Source organism: Kribbella sp. ALI-6-A (assembly GCF_001984195.1).
Lineage (GTDB): Bacteria > Actinomycetota > Actinomycetes > Propionibacteriales > Kribbellaceae > Kribbella.
This window is the reverse complement of sequence record NZ_MTQN01000007.1, coordinates 244,090-269,186: the sequence shown is the minus strand read 5'-3', so window position 1 is coordinate 269,186 and position 25,097 is coordinate 244,090. Positions and strand designations below refer to the sequence as shown.

Below are 25,097 nucleotides of genomic sequence, written 5' to 3'. Positions count from 1 at the left end.
ACAGGAGGCACGGTGGCGATCGGAACGAGGTCGACCCGTCAGCGCGCGGCGGTGGCGTCGGTGCTGGACAACCTGGACGACTTCCGGACAGCCCAGGAGATCCACCAGGAGCTCCGGACCTCCGGCGAGGCCGTCGGCCTCACCACGGTCTACCGCACGCTGCAGGCCCTGGCCGACTCCCGCGAGGTCGACGTGCTGCGCACCGCCGACGGCGAAACGGCGTACCGACGCTGCTCCAAGGGCCACCATCACCACCTGGTCTGTCGCAACTGCGGCCGCACCGTCGAGGTCGAAGGCCCGGCCGTCGAACGCTGGGCCGACAAGGTCGCGGCCGAGCACGGGTACTCCGACATCAGCCACACGCTGGAGATCTTCGGAACCTGCCAGGACTGCCAGAAACCCTGACGTTCGGTGGGCACCGATGTGACCTAAGCCACTCCGGCAGAGCGATGGGGCGCGGACCGTGACCTACGTCGTGCCGTTCCTCGAATCCGTCACCGGCATCACCGGCGCGCCACTCAGCGCGTTCCTTCTCGCGTACGGCGTCGCGACCGCGGTCGGCTCGTTCGGCGGCGGACGGTACGCCGACCGCAACGCCGCGCGCACCGTCGTCCTTGGCGCGATCGGACTGGCCGGCGCCCTGCTGGCCCTCTATCTAGTCGGTAGCAGCGCGATCCCGACGGCTTTGGCGCTGATCGCCCTGGGAATTTTCGGAACGGGGGTCGTGCCCTCGTTGCAGTACCGGGTGATCAGCCTGGCCGGTCCTGGCGGCCAACTGGCCCAGGCCCTGCCGGCGTCGGCCGCCAACATCGGCATCGCCCTCGGCTCCGCCGCCGGAGGCGTCGCCGTCGGCAGGTTCACCGTGTCGGCGGCGGTGATGACCGGGGTGATCGTTGCCTTGATCACCATTCCTGTTGCTTGGGGCACTGGGTTCCTCGAGCCACCAGTATCTCCACGGGATTGACCCCTGGTGTCGCCGATTCCCGACCGGTTCACACGAGCTGTGTCGCCAGCTCACTCATGCTGCGGACCTCCGTCGGCGTGAACCCGTCCACCGCGTTGGCGGCGGAATCGTCGCTGTGGAAGAGCAGCGGCTGGAACCCGGCTGCGCGAGCGCCCAGCAGGTTGGCCGGACGGTCGTCGACAAAGACCGTCCGAGCAGGGTCGAGGCCGGGGTGGGCGAGCACGGCGCGATAGGCGTCCGCCGACGGCTTGCGTGCACCGATGTCGGAGCTGACGTACCAGCGTTCGACGTACTGCTCGAGGTCGAAGCGCCGGCGCAGGAACTCGGACCACGCCGCGGCGTCGTTCGTCAGAACGACCGGCGTGATGCCGGCCGCGGTGAGCCGCTCGAGAGTCGAGGTGACGCCGGGGTTGAGTTCGTGCCGTGTGCAGTAGTCGGCGTCGGTTGCGCTCGCTCCGGCACCCAGCCGATTCCACAGGTCGTGGGTCGCGATCTTGCCGAGGGTGCAGAGGTGGTAGGTCTGCAGGATCTCTGACTCGCTGCGCGAACATCCGTGGTCGCGCAGATACGGGACGAGCAGGCTGCGGACCACGTTGCCATGCCGGTAGAGCACACCCATCGCGTCGAGGACAACGAAGCGACGCACGTCAGCGGGTGGCGGTCAGGAGGTACGTGGCTGGGATGTGAGCCGCCTGGTCTCCCAGGCCGGCGTACATGTCGGCCTCCGGGAACTCCTGCAGGGAGCGGATCGTGAGGCCCGCGGACAGGAGCGCGCTGGCGAGGGCACCCAGATTCCACACGTAACTGCGGCTTTGGACTTGGGCGTCGAGCTCACGGGTGATCTGCGGGGCCTTGGCAGGATCCGCGTAGCCGTCGCGGGCGGCGGTGAAGTAGTCGCCGGAGACCGTCAGAGTTTCCTCACCGGTGACGGTCAGGACCTCCCAGAGCGGGTGGTGCTCGCTGATCACGAGCACGCCGCGCGGCGTGAGGCGTTCTGCCAAGTCGGCGGCCCACTGGCCGAGGTCCGGGACCCAGCAGATTCCGCCCCAGGAGATGAAGATCAGGTCGAAGCCCGCGAGGTCCGGTTCCAGCGCCATCATGTCCTGCTCGCGGAAGTCGACGGTCAGTCCCAGCGCCTCGGCTTTCGCTCGTCCGGTCGCCAGGTGGGTCGGCGCGAGATCCACCGCCACGACGTCGGCGCCCCGCTGCGCGAAGGTCAGCGCCTCGTCCCCCACCGAGCACGCCAGCTGGAGCACCCGCCGCCCACGCACGTCTCCCACCGCGACCAGCTCGTGCTCGTTGAGTGCACTTCCGCCGGAGCTGAAGAACTCGACCGACTCCCCTGGACGCCGCGGCGCCAAGGCCTCCCAGTACTGCCGATTCCGGGCGACGACGTCGGCGCGGTCCATGCCGGCGATCGTACGGCGGTCCGTTGCCGCGCGCACCGGATTTGCTCAGGGGTTGCCATCCCCGCCCTTCACGTCAATGATCGCCGGGACAACTGAACATCAAGTGGGGGGAACGACCATGCGCAGCAAGCATTCGATCAGCTGGCGGACGGCCGCAGTCGTGACCGCGGCATTGACGGTCGCGACGGCCGGGCTCACGGCTGCTCCGGCGAACGCCAGGACGACGGCGACGTGCAATCTGACTGCTCCTTATCGGGTGGTCATCGGGCAGCCGTACAAGGAGTTCAAGCTGTACGCCTCGGGGGTTTGCTCAATGGGCGGAACGGCCTGGTCCGCTTGGAATCTCATTCATCCAAGCCAGGGCGATCAGGGCGGCGCCGGCTTCGGCAGCGTCGGGAGCGGTAACAACCAGTACAGCTGGGACGTCTACTCATCGCACACCATTGGCGTCCACACTTGGCGCCCGTACGCCGCCTACGACAGCAACTCCAATCAGCTGTCCCAGAACACCGTCCAGTCCGACATCCGCCTCGCGACCGCCGCCTGGATCACCAGCAAGCGCACCCAGGACGTCGTCACCTTGACCGGCACCTCGCTGCTCTACTCAACCGGCTCGAACAGCTACTTCAAGCGGTCCGCGAAGGGCGCGTTCCAGTACAAGGAGCGGGGCACGACCACCTGGAGGGGTCTGAAGGCCGTCACCACCAACTCCGCCGGCGTGGCCACCATGTCCTACCGCTTCAGCAGGACCCGCGACTACCGGTTTGTCCTCTACACGACCCCCGTGTCCTGGGACCAGGCCAGCGCCACCACCACCCGCTGATCGAGCGGGCAGGTGCCGCCGGCACCGCGGCATCAGGTGCCGCGGTGTCCGGCAATCAACTGATGTTGGCAGCCTCCGCCGCGATCGTCGTCGTGTCGCCATGACCGGTGTGCACGACCGTGCCCGACGGCAGCGCGAGCAGGCGCTCGCGGATCGACTTCAGGATCGTCGGCTTGTCGCTGTACGACCGGCCGGTCGCGCCCGGACCTCCGTGGAACAGGGTGTCGCCGGTGAACACGGCGTCCAGCGACGCGGCGTACAGGCAGGTCGAACCCGGGCTGTGTCCGGGCGTGTGGACCGCCTTCAGCGTCGCCCCGGCGACCTCGAACGTCGTTCCGTCCCTGAGGTCGTGGTCCGGCAGTTCGTCGTACAGCGCGGACCAGAGCATCTGGTCGGCCGAGTTCAGCCAGACCGGGCACTTCAGCACCGCCTGGACGCCGCCGACGGCGTTGATGTGGTCGTTGTGCCCGTGCGTGGCCACCAGCCCGACCACCCGCCGGTCCCCGACCGCCTGGACGACCCGTTCGGCGTCGTGGGCCGCGTCGATCACCAGCACCTCGTGGTCGTCGCCGACCAGCCAGACGTTGTTGTCGACGTCCCAGGTGCCGCCGTCCAGGCTGAAGGTGCCGGAGGTGACCAGCCGTTCGATCCGGGCGACCATCAGAACACCACCACCGAACGCAGCACGTCACCGTGGTGCATCTTCGCGAACGCCGCCTCGACCTCGCCCAGCGCGATCGTCTCCGAGACGAACCGGTCCAGCGGCAGCCGCCCCTGCAGGTGCAGGTCGATCAGCATCGGGAAGTCGCGGCTCGGCAGGCAGTCGCCGTACCAGCTGGACTTCAGCGATCCGCCGCGGCCGAAGAAGTCGAGCAGCGGCATCTCCAGCGTCATCTCCGGCGTCGGTACGCCGACCAGCACGACCGTGCCGGCCAGGTCGCGCGCGTAGAACGCCTGCTTCCAGGTCTCCGGACGGCCGACCGCGTCGATCACGACGTCCGCGCCGAACCCGCCGGTCAGCTCCTGGACCGCCGCGACGACGCCGTCGTGGTCCAGGTCCTTGGAGTTGATGGTGTGTGTCGCGCCGAGCTCCTGGGCGACGTCGAGCTTGCGCTGGTCGATGTCCAGCGCGATGATCCGGGCCGCGCCGGCCAGCCGCGCGCCCACGACTGCCGCCGTGCCGACGCCGCCGCAGCCGATCACCGCGACGGAGTCACCACGACCGACGTTGCCGGTGTTCACCGCCGCGCCGAGGCCGGCCATCACACCGCAGCCGAGCAGCCCGGCCACCTCAGCCTTCGCCGCCGGGTCCACCTTTGTGCACTGCCCGGCCGCCACCAGGGTCTTCTCGGCGAACGCGCCGATGCCGAGCGCGGGCGACAGCTCGGTGCCGTCGGCCAGCGTCATCTTCTGCTTGGCGTTGTGCGTGTTGAAGCAGTACCAGGGCCGACCGCGCAGGCAGGCCCGGCAGCTGCCGCAGACCGCGCGCCAGTTCAGTACGACGAAATCGCCCGGCTGGACGTCGGTGACGCCCTCGCCGACGCTCTCCACGATCCCGGCCGCCTCGTGCCCGAGCAGGAACGGGAACTCGTCGTTGATCCCGCCCTCCCGGTAGTGCAGGTCGGTGTGGCAGACCCCGCAGGCCTGGACCTGGACGACCGCCTCCCCCGGCCCGGGATCGGGGATCATGATCTGCTCGATCGTGACCGGGGCACCTTTGCTCAGGGCGACGACTCCACGCACTGTCTGACTCATGCGCCCGACGCTAGCCAACCGGGCCACCTCCCGTCTGCCCCCTCCCGCGCGTCGGCCCGGGGATTTTCCGGTACGCCGTACCGGCGATCGCCCGTTCGCCGGACGTCTGTCCGCCGGTCGCCCGTCCGCCGGACCTGCCGGGTGTCCACCGGTCGGGGGACAGCCGGTCCGTCGTCCGGCTCTCACCACGCACCCCCGCCGACGGCGAGGCTTGAGCCATGAACGACAACGACTTGGCAGTGCGGGTCCGCGGGCTCGTCAAGCGCTACCCGGACAAGGTCGCCGTCGCGGGCGTCGACCTGGACATCCGGCACGGCGAGGTCTTCGCCCTGCTCGGCCCGAACGGCGCCGGCAAGACGACCACCACGGAGATCCTGGAGGGGTATCGCCGGGCGGACGAGGGCGACGTACGGGTGCTCGGGATCGACCCGGCGCACGCCGACCGGCACTGGCGGGCCCGGATCGGCATCGTCGCCCAGTCGTCACGCGAGGAAGCCGAGCTGTCGGTCGCGGAGCTCGTGCAGCACTTCGCCCGCTACTACCCGAACCCGCGCGATCCCGATGAGGTGATCGCCTCGGTCGGGCTGGAGGACAAGCGCAAAACCCGTACCCGCAAGCTGTCCGGCGGGCAGCGGCGACGGCTCGACGTCGCGCTCGGCGTGATCGGCAACCCGGACCTGCTGTTCCTGGACGAGCCGACCACCGGCTTCGACCCGGAGGCACGCCGGCACTTCTGGACCCTGATCGAGAACCTGCGCACCGCGGGCACCACGATCCTGCTCACCACCCATTACCTGGACGAGGCCGAGCACCTGGCCGACCGGGTCGGGGTCATCGCCGACGGCCGGATGCTCGAGGTCGCCACGCCGGACACGCTCGGCGGCCGCGGTGCGCGGACGGCGCGGGTGTCGTGGCTGGACGCCGACGGAGCGCATGAGATCCGGACCGACGAGCCGACCGCGGAGCTCGCCCGGCTGATGCTGCGCTTCGACGGGGAGATCCCCGAGCTGCAGATCCGGCGACCGAGCCTGGAAGACATCTACCTGGACCTGATCGGCGCGGTCGACGCCGACGCCCTCGAAGGAGCGACCCGATGAGCACCACCGCGCCGGCCCGTCCACTGCCGTCCGCCGTCCAGATCGGGCTGTCCAGGATCGGGCTGGAGGTGAAGCAGTTCTTCCGCGAGAAGGAGCAACTGCTGTTCACGTTCTTCTTCCCGATCATCTTTCTGGCCATCTTCTCGGCCGTCTTCAGCGGTACCGAGTTCGCCCAGGGGGTCGACGCCGCGACGTACTTCACGCCCGGCATGATCGCCTCCGGCATCTTCCTGACCAGCTTCCAGTCGCTGGCGATCACGATCGCGATGGAGCGTGACGAGGACCTGCTCAAGCGGCTGCGCGGTACGCCGATGTCGCCGCAGTCGTACTTCATCGGCAAGATCGGGCTGGTCCTGTTCACCTCGGTCGCCCAGTTCGGGCTGCTGCTCGCGGTCGCCGGACTGCTGCTCGGCGTGGACCTGCCGTCGTCGGCGGACAAGTGGCTGCACTTCCTGTGGATCTTCGTACTCGGTACGGCGTCCGGCTCGGTGCTGGGCATCGCGTTCTCCGGCGTACCGAAGTCGGGCAAGGCGGCCTCAGCCGTGGTGACGCCCGTCGTCCTGCTGCTGCAGTTCATCTCCGGCGTCTACTTCGTCTACAGCAGCCTGCCGGCCTGGATGCGGGCGGTCTCCGAGGTCTTCCCGCTGAAGTGGCTGGCGCAGGGGATGCGGTCGGTGTTTTTGCCGGACGGCTTCGAAGCGTCCGAGCCGGGCGGCTCGTGGCAGCTCGGGACCGGCGCGATCGTGCTGACGCTCTGGCTGGTGGTCGGGCTGATCGTCGCCCAGCGGGTGTTCCGCTGGACCCGCCGGGACGCCGGCTGATGAACGTGGGCGCTTCCGCCGGGACCGTACGTCGTACGGCCGACTGGTTCTGGCGGAAGATGGGGGGCATGCAGGTTTCCTCGCGGGCTGATCAGCCGATCTGGCTCCGAACACTGTTCGGCTGGCACGTCGTGTTCTACGTGCTGCTGGTCGTGGTCACGCTCTCGGCCTCGATCTCGTCCGAACTCAGCGCCGGACGCAAGACCGCTTACCTGACCCTGGTCGGCGTGCTGGCGCTGGCCTACTGGCTTCTTGCCATCCCGGCGATGACTTCCCGCAACTGGCTGCTGTCGAACGTCTACCGGTTGCTGATGATCGGCTGCATCGCGGCGGCCGTCGCGCTCTACCCGCAGTCCGTGTTCATCCTGTTCATCGTCTCGCCGCAGATCTGGCTGCTGAGCCGGCGGACGCTCGACGCGATCGTCCTGACGCTGGTGCTGCTCGTTGCCGTCGGCACCGCCCAGCTGTGGGCGGCCGGCTGGACGACGGACGCCTTCTGGTCGATCTTGCCCTGGATGCTCATCAGCCTGGTGGTGAGCTCGTTGATGGGGATCTGGATCGACCGGGTGATCGCGCAGAGCCAGCAGCGGGCCGACCTGATCGAGGAGCTGGAGTCGACGCGGGACGAGCTCGCCGCCGCGCACCACACGGCTGGTGTGATGGCCGAGCGGGAGCGGATGGCGCGCGAGATCCACGACACGCTCGCGCAGGGCATGACCAGCATCGTGATGCTCGCCCAGACCGCCGCGGTGGAGTTGGAGCGAGGCGGCGCCGACTCGGTCGCGCGCCGGTTGAGCGCGATCGAGGACACCGCGCGGGAGAACCTGGCCGAGGCGCGTGCGTTGGTTGCCGCGTTCACCCCAGTTGCGTTGTCGGAGGCAACGTTGACCGAGGCGCTGCGGCGGCAGGCGGAGCGGTTCGCGGCGGAGACCGGCGTCGACGTCCAGGTGTCGCTGGACATGCCTGACGAGGAGGTCGCTGCGCTGCCGCAAGGGCAGCAGGTCGTGCTGCTGCGAGCCGCGCAGGAGGCGCTGGCCAACGTGCGCAAGCACGCGGGCGCCCGGACGGTCCTGATCACGCTGACGATGTCGGCCGACGGCGTCGGGATCGAGATCAGCGACGACGGCAACGGCTTCGAGCCGGCGGCCCCCGCACCGGGATACGGTCTGGCCGCGATGCGTGGCCGGGTCGAGGAGTCCGGCGGCACCGTCCAGGTCGACAGCGCACCGGGGCGCGGAACCCGGATCCAGGTACTCATTCCCTCGAGCGGTCAGGAGGACTCGTGACGGTGCGCGTACTGGTGGTCGACGACCACCCGATCGTGCGTTCCGGGCTGACCGGCATGCTCGCCGTCACCGACGACATCGAGGTGGTCGGCGAGGCCGGCGACGGCGAGGAGGCGCTCGCGCTGGTCGAGGCGACCCGGCCGGACGTCGTACTGATGGACCTGCGGATGCCACGCCGCGATGGGGTGTCGGCGACCGGCGCGATCGTTTCCGGTTATCCGGCGACGAAGGTGCTGGTGCTGACGACGTACGACACCGACACGGACATCCTGCACGCGGTCGAGGCCGGGGCCGCGGGGTATCTGCTGAAGGACACGCCGCATGCCGAGCTGCTGGACGGGATCCGCGCGGCTTCGCGCGGCGAGACGGTGCTCGCGCCGCCGGTCGCCGCGCGATTGATGTCGCGCTTGCGTACGCCGGCGCCGGCGACCGGCGCTCAGCCGTCTCCGCGGGAGCTGGAGGTGCTGGCCGCGGTGGCGCGGGGGTTGTCGAACGCGGAGATCGGCCGGGAGTTGTTCATCGGCGAGGCGACGGTGAAGACGCATCTGCAGCGGTTGTTCACCAAGCTCGACGTGGACGACCGGACCCGGGCGGTCACGGTGGCGATCGAACGGGGTTTGTTGCCTTCGCCGCGCGATCGGTGAGAGGGCATTCCCGCCGTACGGTCAGGTGCTGGTGACCTCGTTGGGCACTGCGCCGCCGTACCGCCGGTCCCGCTGCGCGTAGATCTCGATCGCCCGCCACAGGTCGCGCCGGTCGAAGTCGGGCCAGAGCGTGTCGAGGAACACCATCTCGGCGTACGCGAGCTGCCAGACCAGGAAGTTCGAGGTCCGCTGCTCCCCCGACGACCGGACGAACAGATCGACCTCCGGCACCTCCGGGTGGTACAGATGCCGCGCGATCGTCTTCTCGGTGATCCGGTCCGGCCGAAGCTTGCCTGCGGCAACTTCCTGCGCGATCGACTTCATCGCGTCCGCGATCTCCGCCTGCCCGCCGTAGTTCACACAGAACTGCAGCGTGATCACGTCGTTGTCCTTGGTCCGCTCCTGCGCGTACTCCAGCTCGTCGATCACGCTCTTCCACAACCGCGGCCGCCGCCCCGACCAGACGACTCGCACCCCCATCGCGTCCAGCTCGTCACGCCGCCGATGGATCACGTCCCGGTTGAACCCCATCAGGAACCGGACCTCCTCGGGCGAGCGCGCCCAGTTCTCGGTCGAGAACGCGTACGCCGAGATGTACTTCACCCCGATCTCGATGCCGCCCTTGATCACATCGAGCAACGAGGCCTCCCCGGCCCGATGCCCCTCGGTCCGCGCCAGCCCTCGCTGCTTGGCCCACCGCCCGTTGCCGTCCATCACGATCGCCACGTGCTCAGGCACCAACTCAGCCGGCAACTGCGGCGGCCGGGCCCCCGACGGATGAGGCTCCGGCGCAACCACCTCCCCCCGGGCCTTCCGCTCCACAACCCGACGACGACCCAATGGCGACATGCCGACGATTTTCCCCCATCCCTGTCCCGCACCTTCCACCGACCTACTGGCTTCCCGTCCTCCAGCCGGGTTCTCGTTCCCCGGTCGAAAGGACTCGCAGTGCTCCGGCCAGGTCCGGGTTCCGGCGCGGCGTGATCGGCGCAGTCCTGTCGCGACGGTCCAGGACTCCGCGCTGACTAGACTCTCGGCATACCTGGACCCACGACCGACGCGCGGATCTATCTGCTGGACCCGGACCAGCGGCAGACCTCCTCCGCCGGCCCGTTCGTGGTTGGCCCGGACGGCGTACGCGAGGACATCCCTCCGCTGGTCTTCGACGCTGTTCGCCAGGTGATCGACGCGATGCGGGCGGGACGGGCGGTCAAGATCTCGCCACTGCGCACCGAACTCCCGATCGACGAGGCCGCCGACGCGATCGGTATGGCCCGCGACGACTTCCGAGCGTACGTCGCCGAGGGCGCGATCCCTTTCCGCTCGACCGATTCGGTCGACTGGGTCGATCTCGCCACCGTGATCGCCGGGGGCAACGCCCGCCCGGCAACCCGGGCCGAGGGCATCCGCAAAGCCCTGCAAGAAGATCCGTGGGAGGACGCCGACGCCCGACCGTCGACATGACCCGCTCGGCCCCGTCGAGCCCGAGCCGCCCGGAGCGAGCTTTCCTGGACGCGATGTCATCCGCGGCCAGCTGCCCACGTCCTGCTGTCCATGGCCGCCCGGGACGCCGCGACCAGACCCGCGACCGCTGATCCGGCTGGTCCACCGAACGCCGTACGCCGCCGCCCGCGCCTGACGGCGTCCGTCAGCACGACCGCGCAGGCGTGCTGACCTCCGGCTCGCTGGCACCATCCGGAGCAACAAGAACCGGCCGCAGATCGATCACCGACAGCAAAGTCGACCGACTGAACTGCAGCGGAATGTCGCCCTCCATACCGCCGCCGGTCCAGTGGACGTTCCAGTACGCCGTCGCGCTCACCGGGAACTTTCCGCCCTTCTCGCAGCGCGACGTCTTCACGTACTTGTGCCCGCACGTCGGTGATGCCGGCACCTCCCTGAGCGACTTGCCTTCCACCGAAGACCGGTCGAACGGCGTACCGGCCCCCTTGCAACTGACCGTATTGCCGTCCCCCATGGACCACTCGATCCGATCCACCGTCCCGACGGCCTCGATCGTCACTCCCCCGAGCGATACCCGAGCCGACAGCGGCCCGGTCGTACTCTCGCCTGGATCCGTCACCCACATCCAGACCGGCGAATTCACCACGCCTTCGCGCCGCGCACTCTGCACGAACGGCGACAACCCAAGCTGCGGCGCCACGAAGTTCATGTCGTCGACAACCTGACGCGCAGCCACCCGCGGGTCGATCGTTTCCGGCTCGCCCGGCTCCTTGATCTCCGACTCGAACCGCGCCTCGCCGACCGGCTTACCATCCACCACGTCGAGCAACACCCAGCACCGATAGAACTTGCTGCCGGGCTTGATCTTGCTCGTGTCCCCCAACGTCATGGGCTTGTCACGCGGCAGGAGATAACAACCCGACGAGGGATCCCAGAACCCATCCTCGGTGGTGCACGGAATCGGTTTGCCCTCGAAGACGCAGCCCTTCTTGCTGACCTTGGTCGTCTTTCCAGGAGTGTCTGAGTCGCCTGGCCGATTCACCTCATCGGTCACCGTCAGCTCGCACTGGCCCGAGAAGACACTGATGATGCAATCAGGTTCACCAGTCGTCGGCGGAGGATCAGTCGTTGGGCCGGCCAACGCGCGCGTCGGCCCTGTCAGCGCGATCAGGAGCAGCGCGGCAGCGAGTTGCTTTGCCGTCAACATTTGCCGGCCTTCCTGCTCTGCGGGAAGTTCGCCTTCCACGCACCTGAGGCGTAGACCATCTTCATGCGGTCAACGAGCTGGGTTGGGGCGTTGGCAGGCCTGATCGGCTTCCCGTCGGGGCCGCTGGCAATCGCTTGCGAGGAGTCGACGCACGCTTCGACGACCGCTTCGTTGACTTCACCGTTCGGTCCCGGCGTCCCCAGGGTCAGGACCTTGGCCCAGACAACCTTCTGCTCCCCGACGCTGCGCCACTTCCGGCCCTTGAACGTCGCCGCTTGATTCAGCTCGGCGCCCAGCATCGTCCCGCTGGCCCACTTCCGCAGCTCGGTGACGTCTTCACCGCCGCTGCGGGCCATGACATCCGTCGCGGCGATGAACTGGCGATAGGCCTCGACAGCTCCATCGGGTGCGATGGTCGGTGTCGCGGTTGGCGTTGTGGCCGTTGTCTGTGCTGTCGACGGAGTGAACGGGGGCGGTGTCGCCGAGCCGGAGCTGTCGCAGGCAGCGGCGGCCAGCACGAGGGTTGCCGCCGTGACTGTTGCGGTGAGCTGCCTGCGCATCGTGCCTCCGTGCCGCGTGATTACTGTCTGTACAACCTTGCCATACCGGCAGTCTCTTCAGCTGACGTTGTCCACAGGGGTCAGCCGAGCGCGGGGAGGGATTGCAGGTTGTTGCAACTGGCTCGAGTCAACCGAGGGACTCGGTGCCTGGTAGCGGGACGACCGGTGCCGGCGTGAGGTCCAGGTGTCGCAGCGAGCGCAGGCGGTCCAGGTGCCAAGCTACGAAGGCGGCTACCAGCGTGTCTGCCTCGCGGCGGGTGCGTGGGTCGGTGCGTTCGGCGGTGGGCCAGTCGCCCGTGAGGAGGGCGGCCAGGAGGGTGATGGTGGCGGGGGCGGGCATGGTGGAGGCGGGTGGGCGGCAGGAGGCGCAGACCATGCCGCCGGCGGCGGGGTTGAAGGCTCGGTGGGGGCCTGGTTCGCCGCAGCGGGCGCAGTCGCCGAAGGACGGGGCGTAGCCGGAGATGGCCAGGGAGCGGAGGAGGAAGGAGTCGAGGATCAGGCGGGGTTCTCGTTCTCCGGTCGAAAGGACTCGCAGGGCTCCGGCCAAGAGGAGGTGTTGCTGGGTGGCTGGTTCTTTTTCTTCGACTACCAGGCGGTCCACGGTTTCCAGCAGGACTGTGCCGGTGGTGTAGCGGGCGTAGTCGGAGACGATGCCTTCGCCGTACGCGGCGATGGAGACCGCCTGGGTGACGACGTCGAGGGTGCGGCCGGTGGCGAGCTGGAGGTCGACGTGGCTGAAGGGTTCCAGTCGCGCGCCGAAGCGGGACGACGTACGGCGGACTCCCTTGGCGACGGCGCGGATCTTGCCGTGGGAGCGGGTCAGCAGGGTGGCGATGCGGTCGGCTTCGCCCAGTTTCTGGGTTCGGAGCACGATGGCTTCGTCACGGTAGAGCGGCACGGGGACAGTGTCTCAAATCGGTCCGACAGTCACAGGGTGTTGACGTACTCGGCCAGGCCCGTCGGCTTGCGGCCGGTGAGCTGCTCGACGGCGGAACTGACCGTGCCCAACTCGCCGCTCGCGATCGCGGCGTACGACGTGACCCAGCCGGCCACCTCCCACGCGGGGGCGTCGAAGCGTTCGCGGGAGCGGTACGCCTCGTCGAGGGTCTCGGGCTCGTAGCGGATCGTGCGGCCGAGCTTCTCGCTCAGTACGGCGGCCGCCTCGGTGAGGGTGAAGGCGGTCGGGCCGGTCAGGTCGTACGTCGCGCCGGCGTGCGCGGCGGGATCCAGCAGGACCTGGGCGGCGACCGCGGCGACGTCCGCGCGCAGGACGGCGGCGACACGGCCGTCGCCCGCCGGGCCGCGGATCGCGTCGTCCTCGCCGACGAGGCCGGGGACGAAGTCCAGGTACAGGTTGTCGCGCAGGAAGGTGAAGCCGACGCCGGACTCGCGCACGTGCTGCTCGGTGTGCCAGTGGTCGCGGGCGAAGGTGAAGGTGGCGTTCGGGGCGGCGCCGGCGAAGGAGGTGTAGACGATGTGGCGTACGCCGGCGGCGACCGCGGCGTCGATGGTTGCCGTGTGCAAGGAGACGCGGTCGGCGGACTCGGTGGCGCTGAGCAGGAGAAGGGTGTCCACGCCGTCGAAGGCGTTGAGCAAGGCGGGGTGTTCGCCGTACGCGGCTTGGGCGATCTCGGTGTTGGCGAGCTCGGGGGCTCTCGCGGGGTCGCGGACCACCAGGCGTTGGCGTACGCCGGCTTCGGCGAGCGTTCGGGCTACTTGGGAACCGAGTTGGCCGGTGGATCCGGTGACGGCGATCAGTGGTTGATCGCCGCTGAAGTCGCTGGGGGCGGGCGCCGCGGCGGCGCCAGGAGGAGTGGAGGTCAGCGGCCCTGAATCAGAGGTCGGCGCGGCTGTGGGCCTCGGCTCGGTCACTGGTTGACCAACTTCATGGCGGACTCGGAGTAGCGCGTACCGGCGGCAGCTTCCGGCGGGAACGCGTTGTTCAGCGTGTCGAGTTCCTCGGGGGTCAGCGTGAGGTCGACGGCCGCCAGGTTCTCCGCGAGGTACTTGCGGCGCTTGGTGCCGGGGATCGGCGCGATGTCGTTGCCCTGGGCAAGGAGCCAGGCGAGGGCGAGCTGGCCGGCGGTGACGCCGCGGGCGGCGGCCAGCGACTTGACCTGGGCGACCAGGTCGAGGTTCTTCTGGAAGTTCTCGCCGGTGAAGCGGGGCAGCGTGGCGCGCATGTCGTCGGGGCCGAAGTCCGACGGGGACTGGATCTGGCCGGTCAGGAAGCCGCGGCCCAGCGGGCTGAACGGGACGAAGCCGATGCCCAGCTCGCGCAGCGTCGGGAGAACCTCGGTTTCCGGGTCGCGGGTCCACAGCGACCACTCGCTCTGGACGGCGGTGATCGGGTGGACGGCGTGCGCGGCGCGGACGGTGTCGCCGGACACCTCGGACAGGCCGAGGTAGCGGACCTTGCCGGTCTCGACCGCCTCGGCCATCGCGCCGACGGTCTCCTCGATCGGGACCTGCGGGTCGCGGCGGTGCAGGTACCACAGGTCGACGTGGTCGACGCCGAGCCGGCGCAACGACGCGTCGATCGCGGTGCGCGCGTACTCCGGGCTGCCGTTGATCACGTTCGGGATCGTGTCGCCGGCCTGGCGGCGGCTGAAGCCGAACTTCGTCGCCAGCACGACCTGGTCGCGGCGGCCGGCCAGGGCGCGCCCGACGAGCTCCTCGTTCGCGCCGTCGCCGTACACGTCGGCGGTGTCCAGGAAGGTGCAGCCGGCATCGATCGCCGCGTGCACGGTCGCGATCGACTCGGCGTCGTCGCTGGTGCCGTACGACTGGGACATCCCCATGCAGCCGAGGCCGAGGGCGGAAACGGTCAGATCTCCGAGCTGGGATTCACGCATGGTCCGAACCTACCCCCGTCCGGTGGGTGGACGGGTTGGGGGCGGTACGACGGGGAGGTGGGCGCCACAGAGAGTCCCGGTAATGGACAGCGCGGCCGCTCAGTCGGCGATTGCCGTGCGGATCTGGACTTCCGAGTGCAGCGTCCGGTGCACCGGGCACTTGCCTGCGATCGCGAGCAGCTTTTCGCGCTGCTCCTCGGTCAGATCGCCCTCGAGCGTGATCTTGAGATCGATTCGGTCCAGCATGCCGGCGCTGGTCTCGCACTCTTCGCAGTCCTTCGCGTGCACGCGCGCGTGGCGCAGCTCGATCGAGACGTCGCGGAGCGGGATCTGCTTGCGTTCGGCGTACATCCGGATCGTCATCGACGTGCACGATCCGAGCGACGCCAGCAGCAGGTCGTACGGCGTGGGCCCCGTGTCGCGACCCAGAGGCACGGGTTCATCGGCGCTCAACCGGTGCCGCCCGGCGACGATCGTCTGTGCGTACGGCGCACCGTTCTCGGAGACAACGACCCGGTGACCCATCGTCAGCCCGGACGCGACCGGCGCCGCCGGCTTGGTCAGGTAGCGCCCGACCCACGCCCCGAGCATCGTCGCCGCGTACACCGCGTCGGCCGGGTTCGTCAGCGCGTGGTCCGCTCCGTCCAGCGCGATGAACGACTTCGGATGCCGAGCGCCGACGAACAAGTGCCCCGCGTTCTGGATCCCCACCTGCTGGTCGCTCGGCGCGTGCATCACCAGCAGGGCGGTTCGTGGCGGTGGGATCTCGCCGGCCGGGGCGTTGATCGTCACCACGGCCCGGATCTCCGGCACGAGGTGCGACGCCGACAGCACCGCGACCCCGCCGAGCGAGTGCCCGATCAGGATCTCCGGCGGCTCGAAGTTCGCCCGCAGGTGGTACGCCGCCAGCACCACGTCGGCCACCGCCCCGGCGGCGCCGATCTCGAAGGCGAGCACGGCGATCCCGGCCCGGGTCAGGGTGTCGGCGATGACGTCCACGGACCCGGGTGAGCGGTGCGCCAGGACGGCGTACGCCCGGATTTCGCCGGTGGGCAGGGCAAGGAGTGCGTCGAGTGATCCACCCTGCGGCCTGTCCAGCTCCAGCGTGACCTTCGGATCCGTCATGGCACAAGCATCCCCGACCCGGCGAACCGCCCGGCGCATCGACCCACGGTGACCACCGAGTACCGCTGGGTAGCAACAGTTCGGCCCAGGTAGCAAGCATCGGCCGGGCAGGCAACGAAAGCGCATCGGTGGGCACCGAAGCCCTGACGTGACACCGGTCAGTCCGTAAGTTCTCGGCAGGGTTCACGGGCTGCTGGGGGGTACGAGAGATGTTCCTGGGCCGGGCGTTGCGGTACCGGTGGTCGCAGGCCGTGGTCCTGGCCGGGGTGAGTCTGCTGATCGGCACGTGCGCCTCGTTCGCGCCCTGGTTCTCCCGGGCCGTGGAGCAGACGGTCACGACCGAGATGCTGACCAACCGGCCGCTGGTCGCCGCCTGGCAGGTGGAGGCGCTGTCGCCACCGACCAGCCGGATCGTCAGCAAACCGACGGCACCGGAGAAGCTGGAGACTCTCGTCCCGGCCGACCTGAGGCCGCTGTTCAGCCCGCCCGTGTACGGCGCGCACGTCGACATCACCTGGCTCACCGGCCCGGAGGTCACCGCGCCCAAGCCCCAGGGACGCATCCTGTGGCGCGACGGGTACTGCGAGCGGCTGAGGCTGATCGCCGGCCGGTGCGCCTCGGCGCCGAGCGAGGTGGTGATGTCCGCGGCGGACGTCGACAACCACGACATCAAGATCGGCCAGCGGCTGAACATCGTCCCCAACCAGTACGTCGGCCGCGGCGTGCTGACCGTCGTCGGCCTCTACGTCCCCGAGGACGCGCAGGACGTGTACTGGTTCGGCCGGCCCCCGACCGGAAACTCCTTCGCGCAGATCGGCAACAGCGCCGGCGCCCTCGACTACCTGCTGACCGACCGCAAGACCTTCGACGCGGCGGCATGGGGACATCGCAACACCCTCGACACGCGACCGCTGCCCGGACTCACCCGCCTGGACCACCTGGAGCGACTCAAGGCGGCTACGGAGAACGTCGAGGCGGAAGCCGGCGAACTCCAGTACAACGCTCACAACAACTCCGGCCTGGTGGGCCTGATCGACTCGATCGGGGCCGAACGGCGGCAGGCGGCGACCATCATCCCGCTGGTGATGGTCCAGGTCGCTCTGTTCGGCGTCGTGGTGCTGGCCCTCGCATTGGCGGCCGTGGTCGACCAGCGCCGCCCCGAGCTCGCGGTGGCCCGGTTGCGCGGCGCCAGCACGCGGTCGGCCGGGCAGGCGCTGGCGCTCGAGCTCGGAGTACCAGTCGCGGCCGGACTGCTGCTGGGTGCGGCCTCCGGCTTCGGACTGCTCCTCGCCGTCAGACAGACATGGCTCGACCGTGGGTCACCGATCGAGTTCCACTGGACGGTGCCGGCCGCGGTGGGGCTGGCACTGGTCGTCGGGCTTGTTGTCGTGGTGTCGACCGTCCGCTCCGTCGCGCGGCAGCCGATCTCCACCCTGCTGCGCCGAGTGGTTCCACGGCGCAGGGGCCGGTCCGTGGCGATCGCGGACGTTGCGATCGTCGTACTGGCGACGGCCGGCTTGATCGGCGCGTTGACCGGCGGTGGCCGAGGGCCGTTGCCGGTGCTGACGCCCACGCTGCTCGCGCTGGCGGTCGGACTGACCTTCGCTCATCTCCTGCTCCCGGCCGCTGCGCTGATCAGCCGGCAGGCCTTGCGGGCCGGGCGTCTGGGACTCGCCCTCGGCGCACTCCAGGTCTCGCGCCGTCCGGCGGTGACCCGAATCGTCGCCGTCGTCGCGGTGGCGACCGCGCTCGTCTCGTTCGCCGGCCAGGCCGCCTCCGTGGCCGGCGACAACCGGGAGACGCGCGCCGGGTACGAGGCCGGTGCTGAAGGCGTCGTCACCGTCGACACGACCGACCTCGGCAATTTCACCGCGGTGCTGAACAGCCTCGACCGTGACCGCCAATGGCTCTCCCCCGTCCTGATTTCCACCACGACCGCCCCCGATGCCCTGCGCACGGTGATGATCGAGCCCGACAGCTTCCGCCGGATCGCCTTCCAGGGCGAGGAGCTGACCGACCCGGACGGTTTCGCGCAGCTCGCCGCACCGCGGCAGCCGGCGCCGATCGAGGTACGCGGCGGGCAGCTCCGGGTGACCGCGAGCACCGGCCCGATGCAACCGGTGGTTCCGAAGACGATCAACGGCGTTGCGCCCCCGCCGCAGGCCCCGGCGAAGTCGGTGATCATCCGGGCCACCCTGGTCAGTCTCCGGGACGGCAGCCGGTTCGTCGCCAGCTTCCCGGCGCTGCCCCTGGTACCGGGCCGGACCGTCGATCTGACCACCAAGGTCTCGGGCTGCACGGCCGGCTGCCGGCTGCTGCGCCTCGGCATCGCCCGGGACATCAGCGACCAGTCCGGCATCACCGGCGACGTCGTACTGAGCAAGTTCGGCTCCGACGGCACCCCCTCCGCAGGACTCGGTACGTCGGACGACTGGCAGGAGATTCCCCAGCTCACCGAGGACAGCGGCGCCGTCCGGGCCAAGGACGGTCCGGACGGCGGCCTGACTCTCAACGTCACCAGCATCGCGCTCGAGAACGTGATCCAGCACGCGTCGGTCCCGCCGGGCATCCCGGCGCTGGTGACCAGCGGCTACCCGGTGGGCACCACGACGACGGTGCCCGGGCTGGACGGCATCGCGCAGCTGATCAGCCCGATCGACCGGCTCCGCGGACCGATCAACCGCTACCCCGAACGTGCGGCCGTCGTCGACCTGGAAGCGCTCCGGCGGATCGGCGGCACGGTTGCCCAGAGCAACGTCTCGTTCGAGATCTGGCTGAACGCCGAGGGAGTGGCCAAGGCCGACCAGCTGATCGAGGCGCTCGGCAAGGCCGGCCTGGACGCCTCGCTCGGCGATCGCAGTGCCGCACGGGCGGAGGTGTACAGCCGTTCGGCGAGTGCGCTCGCGCTGCAACTGACCCCGGTGATCGGCGTCGCCGGCTGGTCGCTCGCGATCATCGTGCTGCTGCTGATGGTGGTGACCTCGTGGCGGTCTCGGGCCCAGGACTACGCGAGCCTGCGGATCACCGGCGTACCGGCGGCCACGACCGGACGGGCCGCGCGCTGGGAGCAGACCGGCCCGGTCGCGCTGGCGGTGCTGCTCGGCTCGATCTGCGGGGTGGTCGGCGCGAAGGTCGCGCTGCCGCTGATCCCGTTGTTCGCCGAGACCGGTGAACCGTCGCCGATCCCGCTCGACCTCGGCACGAACTGGGCGGTCGCCGGGGTGCTCTGGCTGATCGGGACCGTCGTGCTGACCACGACCACGCTGCTGCTCGGCTCCGGCGTGAACCGCCGGGCGGGCTACAGCCGGATCAAGGAGGACCTGGCATGAGCGGCCTCGCGATCAGCACCAGCGGCCTGGTGCACATCTACCGCAGCCAGGGCCATGACGTCGCGGCCCTGTCCGGCATCGGGATCTCCGTCCGGCCGGGTGAGCTGGTCGGCCTGCTCGGACCGTCCGGCGCCGGCAAGTCGACGCTGCTGCAGCTGTGCGGTGGACTGCTCACGCCGAGCGCGGGCCGGCTGCACATCGGTGAGCACAACGTCGCCACGATGACCGAGGCGGAGCTGGACCGGATGCGCGCCGCCGACGTCGGCATCGTGCTCCAGGGGGCCGGGCGCAACCTGATCCCGTACCTGAATCCGCTGGACAACATCCGCTACGCCCAGGGGGCCGCGCCACGGGACCGCGACCTGCCGACGCCGGAGGAGGTGCTGGAGCTGGTCGGCCTCGGCCGACAGGCGAAGTCACCGCTCGGCAAGCTCACGCCGGGCCAGATCCAGCTCACCGCCGTCGCGGTCGGGATCGCCACCTACCCCGGGCTGCTGCTGGCCGACGAGCCGACCAGCCAGCTCGATCACCAGGCGCGTGACGAGGTGCTGTCGGCGATCTCGACCATCAACCGGACCACCGGGATGACGGTGCTGCTGATCACCCACGACCCGGAGGTCGCGGCCGCGCTGCCGCGGACGATCACGATCAGGGACGGCCGGATCGCCTCCGAGGGCCGGTCCGGCGAAGAGTTCGCGGTGGTCGCCACCGACGGGTCGCTGCCGCTGCCGCCGCACGTGGCCGACTTGCTGCCACCCGGGACGCTGCTGCGGGTCACCACCACCGAGGACGGCGAAGTCCGGCTCAGCCCGGTCGAGCAGGAGGACTCCTGATGAGCATCGAGCGCGGCATCACCGCCACCGGCCTCGTGGTCGCGTACGACGACGTGGTCGCCGTCGCGGACGTGTCGTTGCGGGTCCCGCCGGGGTTCGTCCTGGCCGTCAGCGGACCGTCCGGCGCGGGCAAGAGTTCGTTGCTGTGGGCACTCGCCGGGGCGCTCACGCCGAAGGCGGGCACGGTCGCGCTGGACGGCGTACCGGTGGTGGACCGGCCGGGAGCGTCCCAGCAGGGCGTCGTACTGATTCCGCAGGGCAACGGACTGGCGCGCGTACTCACCGCCCGGGAGAACCTGGCGCTGCCGTTGCTTGCTGGGGGCAAGCAAGACGTGGACCGGGTGATCGACGAGGCTCTGGCGGCGGTGGGCCTCGAGGAGAGCGGCGACCATCTGGTCGAGGAGCTGTCCGGTGGCGAGCAGCAGCGGGTCGCGGTCGCGCGCGGGCTGGCCCAGCAGGGCAAAGTCGTGCTGGCGGACGAGTCGACCAGCGAACTCGACAGCACCAACCGCGAACGCGTCCTGGACCTGCTCCGCCGGGAGGCCGAGCGCGGCGCCGCCGTCGTCATCGCCACCCACGACCCGAGCGTCGCCGCCGGTGCCGACGGCCACGCGACGATGGACGAAGGTCACCTCAGCTGGGAACGCCGCTTGTAGCCGTCACAGACCGATGAGGTGAGGCGACGCCGGCGGTCCGCTGGCGAGCAGGTCGGCGAGGTAGACCGGCAACGCCCGCGGGGAGAACACGTCCGGACCGTCGTACGCCGTGAGCTCGTCCTGGGCCCACCAGCGATGGCCGTGCACGTTCTCGGCGAGCAGCTCGGCCGCCGACATCGTGCCGCCCGGGGTGTGGCTGTCGACCCGGATCAGGAAGTAGTCGTTGATCACGCCGTCGTACCCACTCGCGTGGCCTTGGGCAACAACCTCTTGGTGCCACACATGCGGCGGATCGACCGGCGGCGTCAGGCCGATCTCCTCGTCCAGCTCACGACCGAGTGCCTGCAGCAACGACTCCCCCGGCTCGACTCCCCCGCCGGGTGCCGCCCACACATCCGGCCGGTCGTCGAAGGCGAACCGCATCAGCAGGATCCGGTCGTCCCGATCCAGGACGACGGCCCGCGCGGCCGGGCGCAGCTTCGGGGTCAGGCGTTCCAGCTCGTGGTGCTGTTCGACGACCTCGAAGCCGAAGCGGGCGTTGATCTTCCGCATGGCGGCGTTCGAGTGAGCGGTCCAGGTGTGCAGCAGGCGCTGGGTGGTGCGGTGCTTCGCGAGCTGGTCGAGATTGGCCAGCTTCAGGTGGGCGCCGAGGTTGCGGCCGCGGTGGTCGCGCAGGACCAGGGTGTCTTCCTGTAGCGCGTGCTCGGGGTCGGCGTTCATCAGGTACATCAGCGTGTAGCCGGCCGGGACGCCGTCGAGAGTATGCGCCATCGTGACCATCGCCAAGTAGTTCTTCGCGGCCCGCTGCTCGCTGTCCCGCAGCCGCTCGACCGTCCACGGCGCCGGGTCGCGGGTCAGCTCGCCGGACGGGACGTCGTGATCCATCGCGGTGCGCAGCTCGGCGTACGCCGGCAAGTGCTGTTCGGGACAGGGGCCCACCCAGGACGTCAGGCGATAGCCGGTCAGCTCCCCCACCTCGGCACGGAGCCGTTCCAGTCGGGCGGCGTCGTACGGAAGCGGTACGACGAGGTGGTCCTCGACGTTGCCGACGGTGAACCCCAGACCCGCGGCGAACGCGCTGCCCGGCCACGGATAGTCCGCGCCGGGGACGCTGAGCTCGGCCTGGAAGATCGTGCGGCCGAGCTCGGCCGCACGAGCCGTTGCCCAGCGCCACAACATCGTGCCGGCCCCGCGGCGCCGATCGGCGGGCGGAACGGCGATCTCCACCTCGACGGTGTCCAGGTTGTCCAGCAGCCGGTACGCGAACAGCATCGAGCCCACCAGCCGCGGGCCGTCGAAGGCTCCGACCGGAACGCGTGCCTTCTGCGGGCCGGGATCGCGCAACGAAGAGGCCAACGCCTCCCGGGACTCCAGCAGCGCGGCCGGCCGGCCCTCCGCGAGGCCGGCCCGGAAGGCGTCGTACCAGCTTCCGTACGCGGCGTCGTCGGACGGGTCGATCTCGCGCACGGTGATCATCCGCCGAGCCAACCAGCTCGGCGGACGATCCGCACGTTCTTTCAGCGAGTGGCGCGGTTGATCGCCGAGACGACGGCCTTCAGCGACGCGGTCAGGATGTTGGCGTCCCGGCCGACACCCCAGAACACCTCGTCGCCGACCTCGCACTCGACGTACGCCGCGGCCAGGGCGTCGCCGCCGGCCGAGAGCGCGTGCTCGTGGTAGTCCAGCACGCGCACGTCGTACTTCAGCGGCTTGATTGCGTCGACGAACGCCGAGACCGGGCCGTTGCCCTCACCGGTCAGCTCGTGCGGTACGCCGTTGGAGTACACCTGCACGGCGACCGTCTCGTTGCCCTCGCCACCGGACTTCGAGGTGACGGTCAGCAGCGACAGCTTGCCGGGCGCCAGGTACTCGTTGGCGAAGATGTCCCACATCACCTGGGGGCCGACCTCGCCACCCTCGGCGTCGGTGTGCTGCTGGATGACGCGGCTGAACTCGATCTGCAGCCGGCGCGGCAGGTCGAGGCGGTGCTCGGACTTCATGATGTAGGCGACGCCGCCCTTGCCGGACTGCGAGTTGACCCGGATGACCGCCTCGTACGAGCGACCGACGTCCTTGGGGTCGATCGGCAGGTACGGCGCTTCCCAGGCGATCTCGGAGACCGGCTTGCCCTCGGCCGCGGCCTGCTTGTCCAGCGCCTCCAGGCCCTTCTTGATCGCGTCCTGGTGAGAGCCGGAGAAGGCGGTGTAGACCAGGTCGCCGGCGTACGGCTGACGCTCGGGGACGCGCATCTGGGTGCAGTACTCGACCGTGCGGCGGATCTCGTCGATGTCGGAGAAGTCGATCTGCGGGTCGATGCCCTGGCTGAACAGGTTCATCCCCAGGGTGACCAGGTCGACGTTGCCGGTCCGCTCGCCGTGGCCGAACAGGCAGCCCTCGACCCGGTCGGCGCCGGCCATCAGGGCGAGCTCGGTGGCGGCGACGGCGGTGCCGCGGTCGTTGTGCGGGTGCAGGCTGATCGTGCTGTACTCGCGCCGGGTCAGGTTGCGGGCGAACCACTCGATCTGGTCGGCGTACACGTTCGGCGTGGACATCTCGACGGTGGCCGGCAGGTTCAGGATGATCTCGCGGCCCTCGGCCGGCTGCCACACGTCGCTGACCGCCTCGCACACCTCCAGCGCGAACTCCAGCTCGGTGCCGGTGAAGATCTCCGGGCTGTACTGGTAGCCGAACTCGCAGTCGCCCAGCATCTCGTCGGCGTACTTCATCACGGTCTCGGTGCCGCGGACGGCGATGTTGCGGCACTCGGCCTTGTCGACGTTGAACACGACCCGGCGGAACAACGGCGCGGTCGCGTTGTAGAGGTGGATGGTGGCCTTCGGCGACCCCTGCAGCGACTGCACGGTCCGCTCGATCAGCTCCTCGCGGGCCTGGGTCAGCACCGAGATCGTCACGTCGTCGGGAATCGCGTCGCCCTCGATCAGGCTGCGGACGAAGTCGAAGTCGTACTGGCTGGCGCTGGGGAAACCGACCTCGATCTCCTTGTAGCCCATCTTCACCAGCAGGTCGAACATCCGCCGCTTGCGGGCCGGCGACATCGGCTCGACCAGGGCCTGGTTGCCGTCGCGCAGGTCGGTGGACAGCCAGCGCGGCGTCCGGTCGACGGTCTTGGCGGGCCAGGTCCGGTCCGGCAGGTCGATCGGCGGGAACGCGCGGTAGCGCTGCACCGGCATCCCGGACGGTTGCTGGACGGGCTGGGGCTGGTTCTTGGGTGCCACGGGGGTTCTCCTCGGGAAGGCTGTACTACGGGGTCGTCGACGACCGGCGCACGACAGAACTCCGCGGCGAGGGAACCGGCCTGGTCAGGCCTCGCCGCGGCAGCGAAGGAGGAGAACCTGGTGCCGCATGATGCCAGCGAGTCTAAGCACAGGCCCGCCCAGCCGTCGAACCGGGGGTCTCGATCGGCGAGACACGCAGCGTGACGGGCGATCGCGGTCGCCGTTAGTAGACATCGTCTACCGATCCCATGTAGACACTGTCTACGTGACCGCTCTCGTTCGTGCTGCTCTTCAGCGGCGACCTCGTCCGACCCGGCGCGGCCTCGGCCGAGGAGTCGGGTTCGGCCTCGTCCTGCTCGCGATGTCGCTGACCACGATCGAGACGGTCGCCGTCCGCCGCACGCTGAACGTTGCCGTCGGCACCTTGCTCGGCCTCGCCGTGCTCCGCGAGCGCCTCACCCCGCTGACCATCACTGGACTGAGCGCCGTCCTCGGCGGCGTCCTGCTCGTGTCCGTTCAGTTCGAGACGGCTTGAGCTCAAGCGCACTTGACCTCCTACGCTGATGGCATGACCGACTCACTCGCCGAGCGTCTCGGCACCCACGGCCTCGGTGTTCTCGTCACGGTGAAGCGGGACGGGCGGCCGCAGCTGTCCAACGTGACCTACGTGTACGACGCCGTGAGCAACCGGATCCGCGTCTCGCTGACCGACGGCCGGGCCAAGACCAAGAACCTGCGCCGCGACCCGCGGGCCAGTCTGTACGTCAACGGCCCCAACGGCGGGTCGTACCTGGTGCTGGAAGGCAAGGCCGAGCTGAGTGCGGTGGCGCGGGATCCGCACGACGACGCCGTCGAGGCGCTGGTCGACTACTACCGGACGGCGTCCGGTGAGCACCCGGACTGGGACGACTACCGCCGCGCGATGGTCGCCGAGCGGCGGCTGATGTTCACGATGACCGTCGACCACGCCTACGGGATGCCGTCCCCGTCCTGACCGACGCGAACGGCCCGGCGCACCGAGTGCGCCGGGCCG

At 69.7% G+C, this 25,097-nt stretch carries 26 protein-coding genes; 13 read left to right on the top strand and 13 right to left on the bottom strand.

Annotated features, from left to right (window positions below; genetic code table 11):
* The first annotated feature begins 12 nt into the window (after positions 1 to 12).
* Both BWI15_RS05270 and BWI15_RS05265 read left to right on the top strand, forming a co-directional pair.
* Positions 13 to 405 (top strand): Fur family transcriptional regulator, encoded by a 393-nt coding sequence (locus BWI15_RS05270; protein WP_077013142.1) that lies wholly within the window; start codon positions 13 to 15, stop codon positions 403 to 405.
* A gap of 58 nt (positions 406 to 463) precedes the next feature.
* Positions 464 to 964: an MFS transporter gene (locus BWI15_RS05265; RefSeq protein WP_077013141.1), complete on the top strand. Its 501-nt coding sequence runs from the start codon at positions 464 to 466 to the stop codon at positions 962 to 964.
* A gap of 28 nt (positions 965 to 992) precedes the next feature.
* On the opposite strand, the gene BWI15_RS05260 is transcribed toward BWI15_RS05265, so the two are convergent.
* Positions 993 to 1,610 carry an HAD family hydrolase gene (locus BWI15_RS05260; RefSeq protein WP_077013140.1) on the bottom strand — a complete coding sequence of 206 codons (618 nt, stop codon included), beginning with the start codon at positions 1,608 to 1,610 and terminating at the stop codon, positions 993 to 995.
* Position 1,611: 1 nt separating this feature from the next.
* On the bottom strand, positions 1,612 to 2,373 hold the full coding sequence (locus tag BWI15_RS05255) for a class I SAM-dependent methyltransferase (RefSeq protein WP_143465410.1): 762 nt from the start codon (positions 2,371 to 2,373) through the stop codon (positions 1,612 to 1,614).
* On the opposite strand from BWI15_RS05255, the gene BWI15_RS05250 reads away from it, so the two are divergent.
* A complete protein-coding gene (locus BWI15_RS05250; RefSeq protein WP_237771135.1) occupies positions 2,372 to 3,196 on the top strand; it encodes a hypothetical protein in 825 nt (274 codons plus the stop codon). The two genes, BWI15_RS05255 and BWI15_RS05250, sit on opposite strands and share 2 nt — an antisense overlap.
* Before the next feature lie 55 nt (positions 3,197 to 3,251).
* Here the strand turns inward: BWI15_RS05250 and BWI15_RS05245 are convergent, their stop codons facing one another.
* Together BWI15_RS05245 and BWI15_RS05240 are read right to left on the bottom strand one after the other, a co-directional pair.
* Positions 3,252 to 3,857, bottom strand: a complete 606-nt coding sequence (locus tag BWI15_RS05245; protein WP_077013137.1) for an MBL fold metallo-hydrolase — start codon at positions 3,855 to 3,857, stop codon at positions 3,252 to 3,254.
* Positions 3,857 to 4,951 (bottom strand): S-(hydroxymethyl)mycothiol dehydrogenase, encoded by a 1,095-nt coding sequence (locus BWI15_RS05240; RefSeq protein ID WP_077013136.1) that lies wholly within the window; start codon positions 4,949 to 4,951, stop codon positions 3,857 to 3,859. Before BWI15_RS05240 ends, BWI15_RS05245 begins: the two co-directional genes overlap by 1 nt.
* 218 nt (positions 4,952 to 5,169) lie before the next feature.
* Here BWI15_RS05240 and BWI15_RS05235 point away from each other — a divergent pair, with 218 nt between their 5' ends.
* From BWI15_RS05235 to BWI15_RS05220, 4 genes are all read left to right on the top strand, one after another.
* Positions 5,170 to 6,048 (top strand): ABC transporter ATP-binding protein, encoded by an 879-nt coding sequence (locus BWI15_RS05235; protein WP_077013135.1) that lies wholly within the window; start codon positions 5,170 to 5,172, stop codon positions 6,046 to 6,048.
* Entirely contained in the window at positions 6,045 to 6,869 is an 825-nt protein-coding gene (locus BWI15_RS05230; RefSeq protein ID WP_077013134.1) for an ABC transporter permease, read from the top strand. The genes BWI15_RS05235 and BWI15_RS05230 overlap by 4 nt, the downstream gene beginning before the upstream one ends.
* A 68-nt stretch (positions 6,870 to 6,937) precedes the next feature.
* The gene (locus tag BWI15_RS05225; protein WP_237771134.1) at positions 6,938 to 8,155 is read left to right on the top strand and encodes a sensor histidine kinase; all 1,218 of its coding nucleotides are present in this window, start codon (positions 6,938 to 6,940) and stop codon (positions 8,153 to 8,155) included.
* Positions 8,152 to 8,799, top strand: coding sequence for a response regulator (locus tag BWI15_RS05220; protein WP_077013133.1), 648 nt, complete (start codon positions 8,152 to 8,154; stop codon positions 8,797 to 8,799). Before BWI15_RS05225 ends, BWI15_RS05220 begins: the two co-directional genes overlap by 4 nt.
* Before the next feature lie 21 nt (positions 8,800 to 8,820).
* Here BWI15_RS05220 and BWI15_RS05215 read toward each other — a convergent pair whose 3' ends face one another.
* Positions 8,821 to 9,648 carry an isoprenyl transferase gene (locus BWI15_RS05215; RefSeq protein WP_077013132.1) on the bottom strand — a complete coding sequence of 276 codons (828 nt, stop codon included), beginning with the start codon at positions 9,646 to 9,648 and terminating at the stop codon, positions 8,821 to 8,823.
* Positions 9,649 to 9,915: 267 nt separating this feature from the next.
* On the opposite strand from BWI15_RS05215, the gene BWI15_RS05210 reads away from it, so the two are divergent.
* A complete protein-coding gene (locus tag BWI15_RS05210) occupies positions 9,916 to 10,263 on the top strand; it encodes a hypothetical protein (protein ID WP_077013131.1) in 348 nt (115 codons plus the stop codon).
* Positions 10,264 to 10,447: 184 nt separating this feature from the next.
* Here the strand turns inward: BWI15_RS05210 and BWI15_RS38290 are convergent, their stop codons facing one another.
* The 6 genes from BWI15_RS38290 to BWI15_RS05180 all read right to left on the bottom strand — a co-directional run bounded on the left by BWI15_RS38290 (position 10,448) and on the right by BWI15_RS05180 (position 16,010).
* The gene (locus BWI15_RS38290) at positions 10,448 to 11,509 is read right to left on the bottom strand and encodes a hypothetical protein (RefSeq protein ID WP_143465409.1); all 1,062 of its coding nucleotides are present in this window, start codon (positions 11,507 to 11,509) and stop codon (positions 10,448 to 10,450) included.
* Positions 11,464 to 12,030, bottom strand: a complete 567-nt coding sequence (locus BWI15_RS38670) for a hypothetical protein (RefSeq protein WP_143465408.1) — start codon at positions 12,028 to 12,030, stop codon at positions 11,464 to 11,466. The genes BWI15_RS38290 and BWI15_RS38670 overlap by 46 nt, the downstream gene beginning before the upstream one ends.
* A gap of 127 nt (positions 12,031 to 12,157) precedes the next feature.
* Positions 12,158 to 12,928: a DNA repair protein RecO gene (gene recO, locus BWI15_RS05195; RefSeq protein WP_077013129.1), complete on the bottom strand. Its 771-nt coding sequence runs from the start codon at positions 12,926 to 12,928 to the stop codon at positions 12,158 to 12,160.
* A gap of 29 nt (positions 12,929 to 12,957) precedes the next feature.
* Complete coding sequence (locus tag BWI15_RS05190) at positions 12,958 to 13,902, bottom strand: SDR family oxidoreductase (protein WP_330359525.1); 945 nt, start codon at positions 13,900 to 13,902, stop codon at positions 12,958 to 12,960.
* A complete protein-coding gene (locus BWI15_RS05185) occupies positions 13,899 to 14,885 on the bottom strand; it encodes an aldo/keto reductase (RefSeq protein WP_077013128.1) in 987 nt (328 codons plus the stop codon). The genes BWI15_RS05190 and BWI15_RS05185 overlap by 4 nt, the downstream gene beginning before the upstream one ends.
* Before the next feature lie 99 nt (positions 14,886 to 14,984).
* Positions 14,985 to 16,010: a bifunctional alpha/beta hydrolase/OsmC family protein gene (locus BWI15_RS05180; RefSeq protein ID WP_077013127.1), complete on the bottom strand. Its 1,026-nt coding sequence runs from the start codon at positions 16,008 to 16,010 to the stop codon at positions 14,985 to 14,987.
* 209 nt (positions 16,011 to 16,219) lie between these two features.
* On the opposite strand from BWI15_RS05180, the gene BWI15_RS05175 reads away from it, so the two are divergent.
* From BWI15_RS05175 to BWI15_RS05165, 3 genes are read left to right on the top strand one after another with little or no spacing between them, the layout of a single operon-like run.
* Positions 16,220 to 19,339, top strand: a complete 3,120-nt coding sequence (locus tag BWI15_RS05175) for an FtsX-like permease family protein (RefSeq protein ID WP_077013126.1) — start codon at positions 16,220 to 16,222, stop codon at positions 19,337 to 19,339.
* Complete coding sequence (locus tag BWI15_RS05170) at positions 19,336 to 20,172, top strand: ABC transporter ATP-binding protein (RefSeq protein WP_077013125.1); 837 nt, start codon at positions 19,336 to 19,338, stop codon at positions 20,170 to 20,172. Before BWI15_RS05175 ends, BWI15_RS05170 begins: the two co-directional genes overlap by 4 nt.
* Positions 20,172 to 20,828, top strand: a complete 657-nt coding sequence (locus tag BWI15_RS05165; protein ID WP_077013124.1) for an ATP-binding cassette domain-containing protein — start codon at positions 20,172 to 20,174, stop codon at positions 20,826 to 20,828. The genes BWI15_RS05170 and BWI15_RS05165 overlap by 1 nt, the downstream gene beginning before the upstream one ends.
* A gap of 3 nt (positions 20,829 to 20,831) precedes the next feature.
* On the opposite strand, the gene BWI15_RS05160 is transcribed toward BWI15_RS05165, so the two are convergent.
* Both BWI15_RS05160 and leuA read right to left on the bottom strand, forming a co-directional pair.
* The gene (locus tag BWI15_RS05160) at positions 20,832 to 22,304 is read right to left on the bottom strand and encodes a GNAT family N-acetyltransferase (RefSeq protein ID WP_077013123.1); all 1,473 of its coding nucleotides are present in this window, start codon (positions 22,302 to 22,304) and stop codon (positions 20,832 to 20,834) included.
* Positions 22,305 to 22,345: 41 nt separating this feature from the next.
* A complete protein-coding gene (gene leuA / locus BWI15_RS05155) occupies positions 22,346 to 24,019 on the bottom strand; it encodes a 2-isopropylmalate synthase (protein WP_202817581.1) in 1,674 nt (557 codons plus the stop codon).
* Between the two features lie 310 nt (positions 24,020 to 24,329).
* Between leuA and BWI15_RS38665 the strand changes: the two genes are divergently transcribed.
* A complete protein-coding gene (locus BWI15_RS38665; RefSeq protein WP_143465407.1) occupies positions 24,330 to 24,599 on the top strand; it encodes an EamA family transporter in 270 nt (89 codons plus the stop codon).
* Positions 24,600 to 24,632: 33 nt separating this feature from the next.
* Positions 24,633 to 25,058, top strand: coding sequence for a PPOX class F420-dependent oxidoreductase (locus tag BWI15_RS05150; protein WP_077013121.1), 426 nt, complete (start codon positions 24,633 to 24,635; stop codon positions 25,056 to 25,058).
* The last annotated feature ends 39 nt before the right edge of the window (positions 25,059 to 25,097 follow it).

Bases quoted from the DNA above. Each gene is read 5' to 3' on its own strand.
- BWI15_RS05250 (WP_237771135.1), top strand. From the start codon at position 2,372: ATGCCGGCGATCGTACGGCGGTCCGTTGCCGCGCGCACCGGATTTGCT.
- BWI15_RS05255 (WP_143465410.1), bottom strand. From the start codon at position 2,373: ATGGACCGCGCCGACGTCGTCGCCCGGAATCGGCAGTACTGGGAGGCC.
- BWI15_RS05245 (WP_077013137.1), bottom strand. From the start codon at position 3,857: ATGGTCGCCCGGATCGAACGGCTGGTCACCTCCGGCACCTTCAGCCTG.
- BWI15_RS05240 (WP_077013136.1), bottom strand. From the start codon at position 4,951: ATGAGTCAGACAGTGCGTGGAGTCGTCGCCCTGAGCAAAGGTGCCCCG.
- BWI15_RS05235 (WP_077013135.1), top strand. From the start codon at position 5,170: ATGAACGACAACGACTTGGCAGTGCGGGTCCGCGGGCTCGTCAAGCGC.
- BWI15_RS05230 (WP_077013134.1), top strand. From the start codon at position 6,045: ATGAGCACCACCGCGCCGGCCCGTCCACTGCCGTCCGCCGTCCAGATC.
- BWI15_RS05225 (WP_237771134.1), top strand. From the start codon at position 6,938: ATGCAGGTTTCCTCGCGGGCTGATCAGCCGATCTGGCTCCGAACACTG.
- BWI15_RS05215 (WP_077013132.1), bottom strand. From the start codon at position 9,648: ATGTCGCCATTGGGTCGTCGTCGGGTTGTGGAGCGGAAGGCCCGGGGG.
- BWI15_RS38670 (WP_143465408.1), bottom strand. From the start codon at position 12,030: ATGCGCAGGCAGCTCACCGCAACAGTCACGGCGGCAACCCTCGTGCTG.
- BWI15_RS05185 (WP_077013128.1), bottom strand. From the start codon at position 14,885: ATGCGTGAATCCCAGCTCGGAGATCTGACCGTTTCCGCCCTCGGCCTC.
- BWI15_RS05180 (WP_077013127.1), bottom strand. From the start codon at position 16,010: ATGACGGATCCGAAGGTCACGCTGGAGCTGGACAGGCCGCAGGGTGGA.
- BWI15_RS05175 (WP_077013126.1), top strand. From the start codon at position 16,220: ATGTTCCTGGGCCGGGCGTTGCGGTACCGGTGGTCGCAGGCCGTGGTC.
- BWI15_RS05170 (WP_077013125.1), top strand. From the start codon at position 19,336: ATGAGCGGCCTCGCGATCAGCACCAGCGGCCTGGTGCACATCTACCGC.
- BWI15_RS05165 (WP_077013124.1), top strand. From the start codon at position 20,172: ATGAGCATCGAGCGCGGCATCACCGCCACCGGCCTCGTGGTCGCGTAC.
- BWI15_RS05160 (WP_077013123.1), bottom strand. From the start codon at position 22,304: ATGATCACCGTGCGCGAGATCGACCCGTCCGACGACGCCGCGTACGGA.
- leuA (WP_202817581.1), bottom strand. From the start codon at position 24,019: ATGCCGGTGCAGCGCTACCGCGCGTTCCCGCCGATCGACCTGCCGGAC.
- BWI15_RS05150 (WP_077013121.1), top strand. From the start codon at position 24,633: ATGACCGACTCACTCGCCGAGCGTCTCGGCACCCACGGCCTCGGTGTT.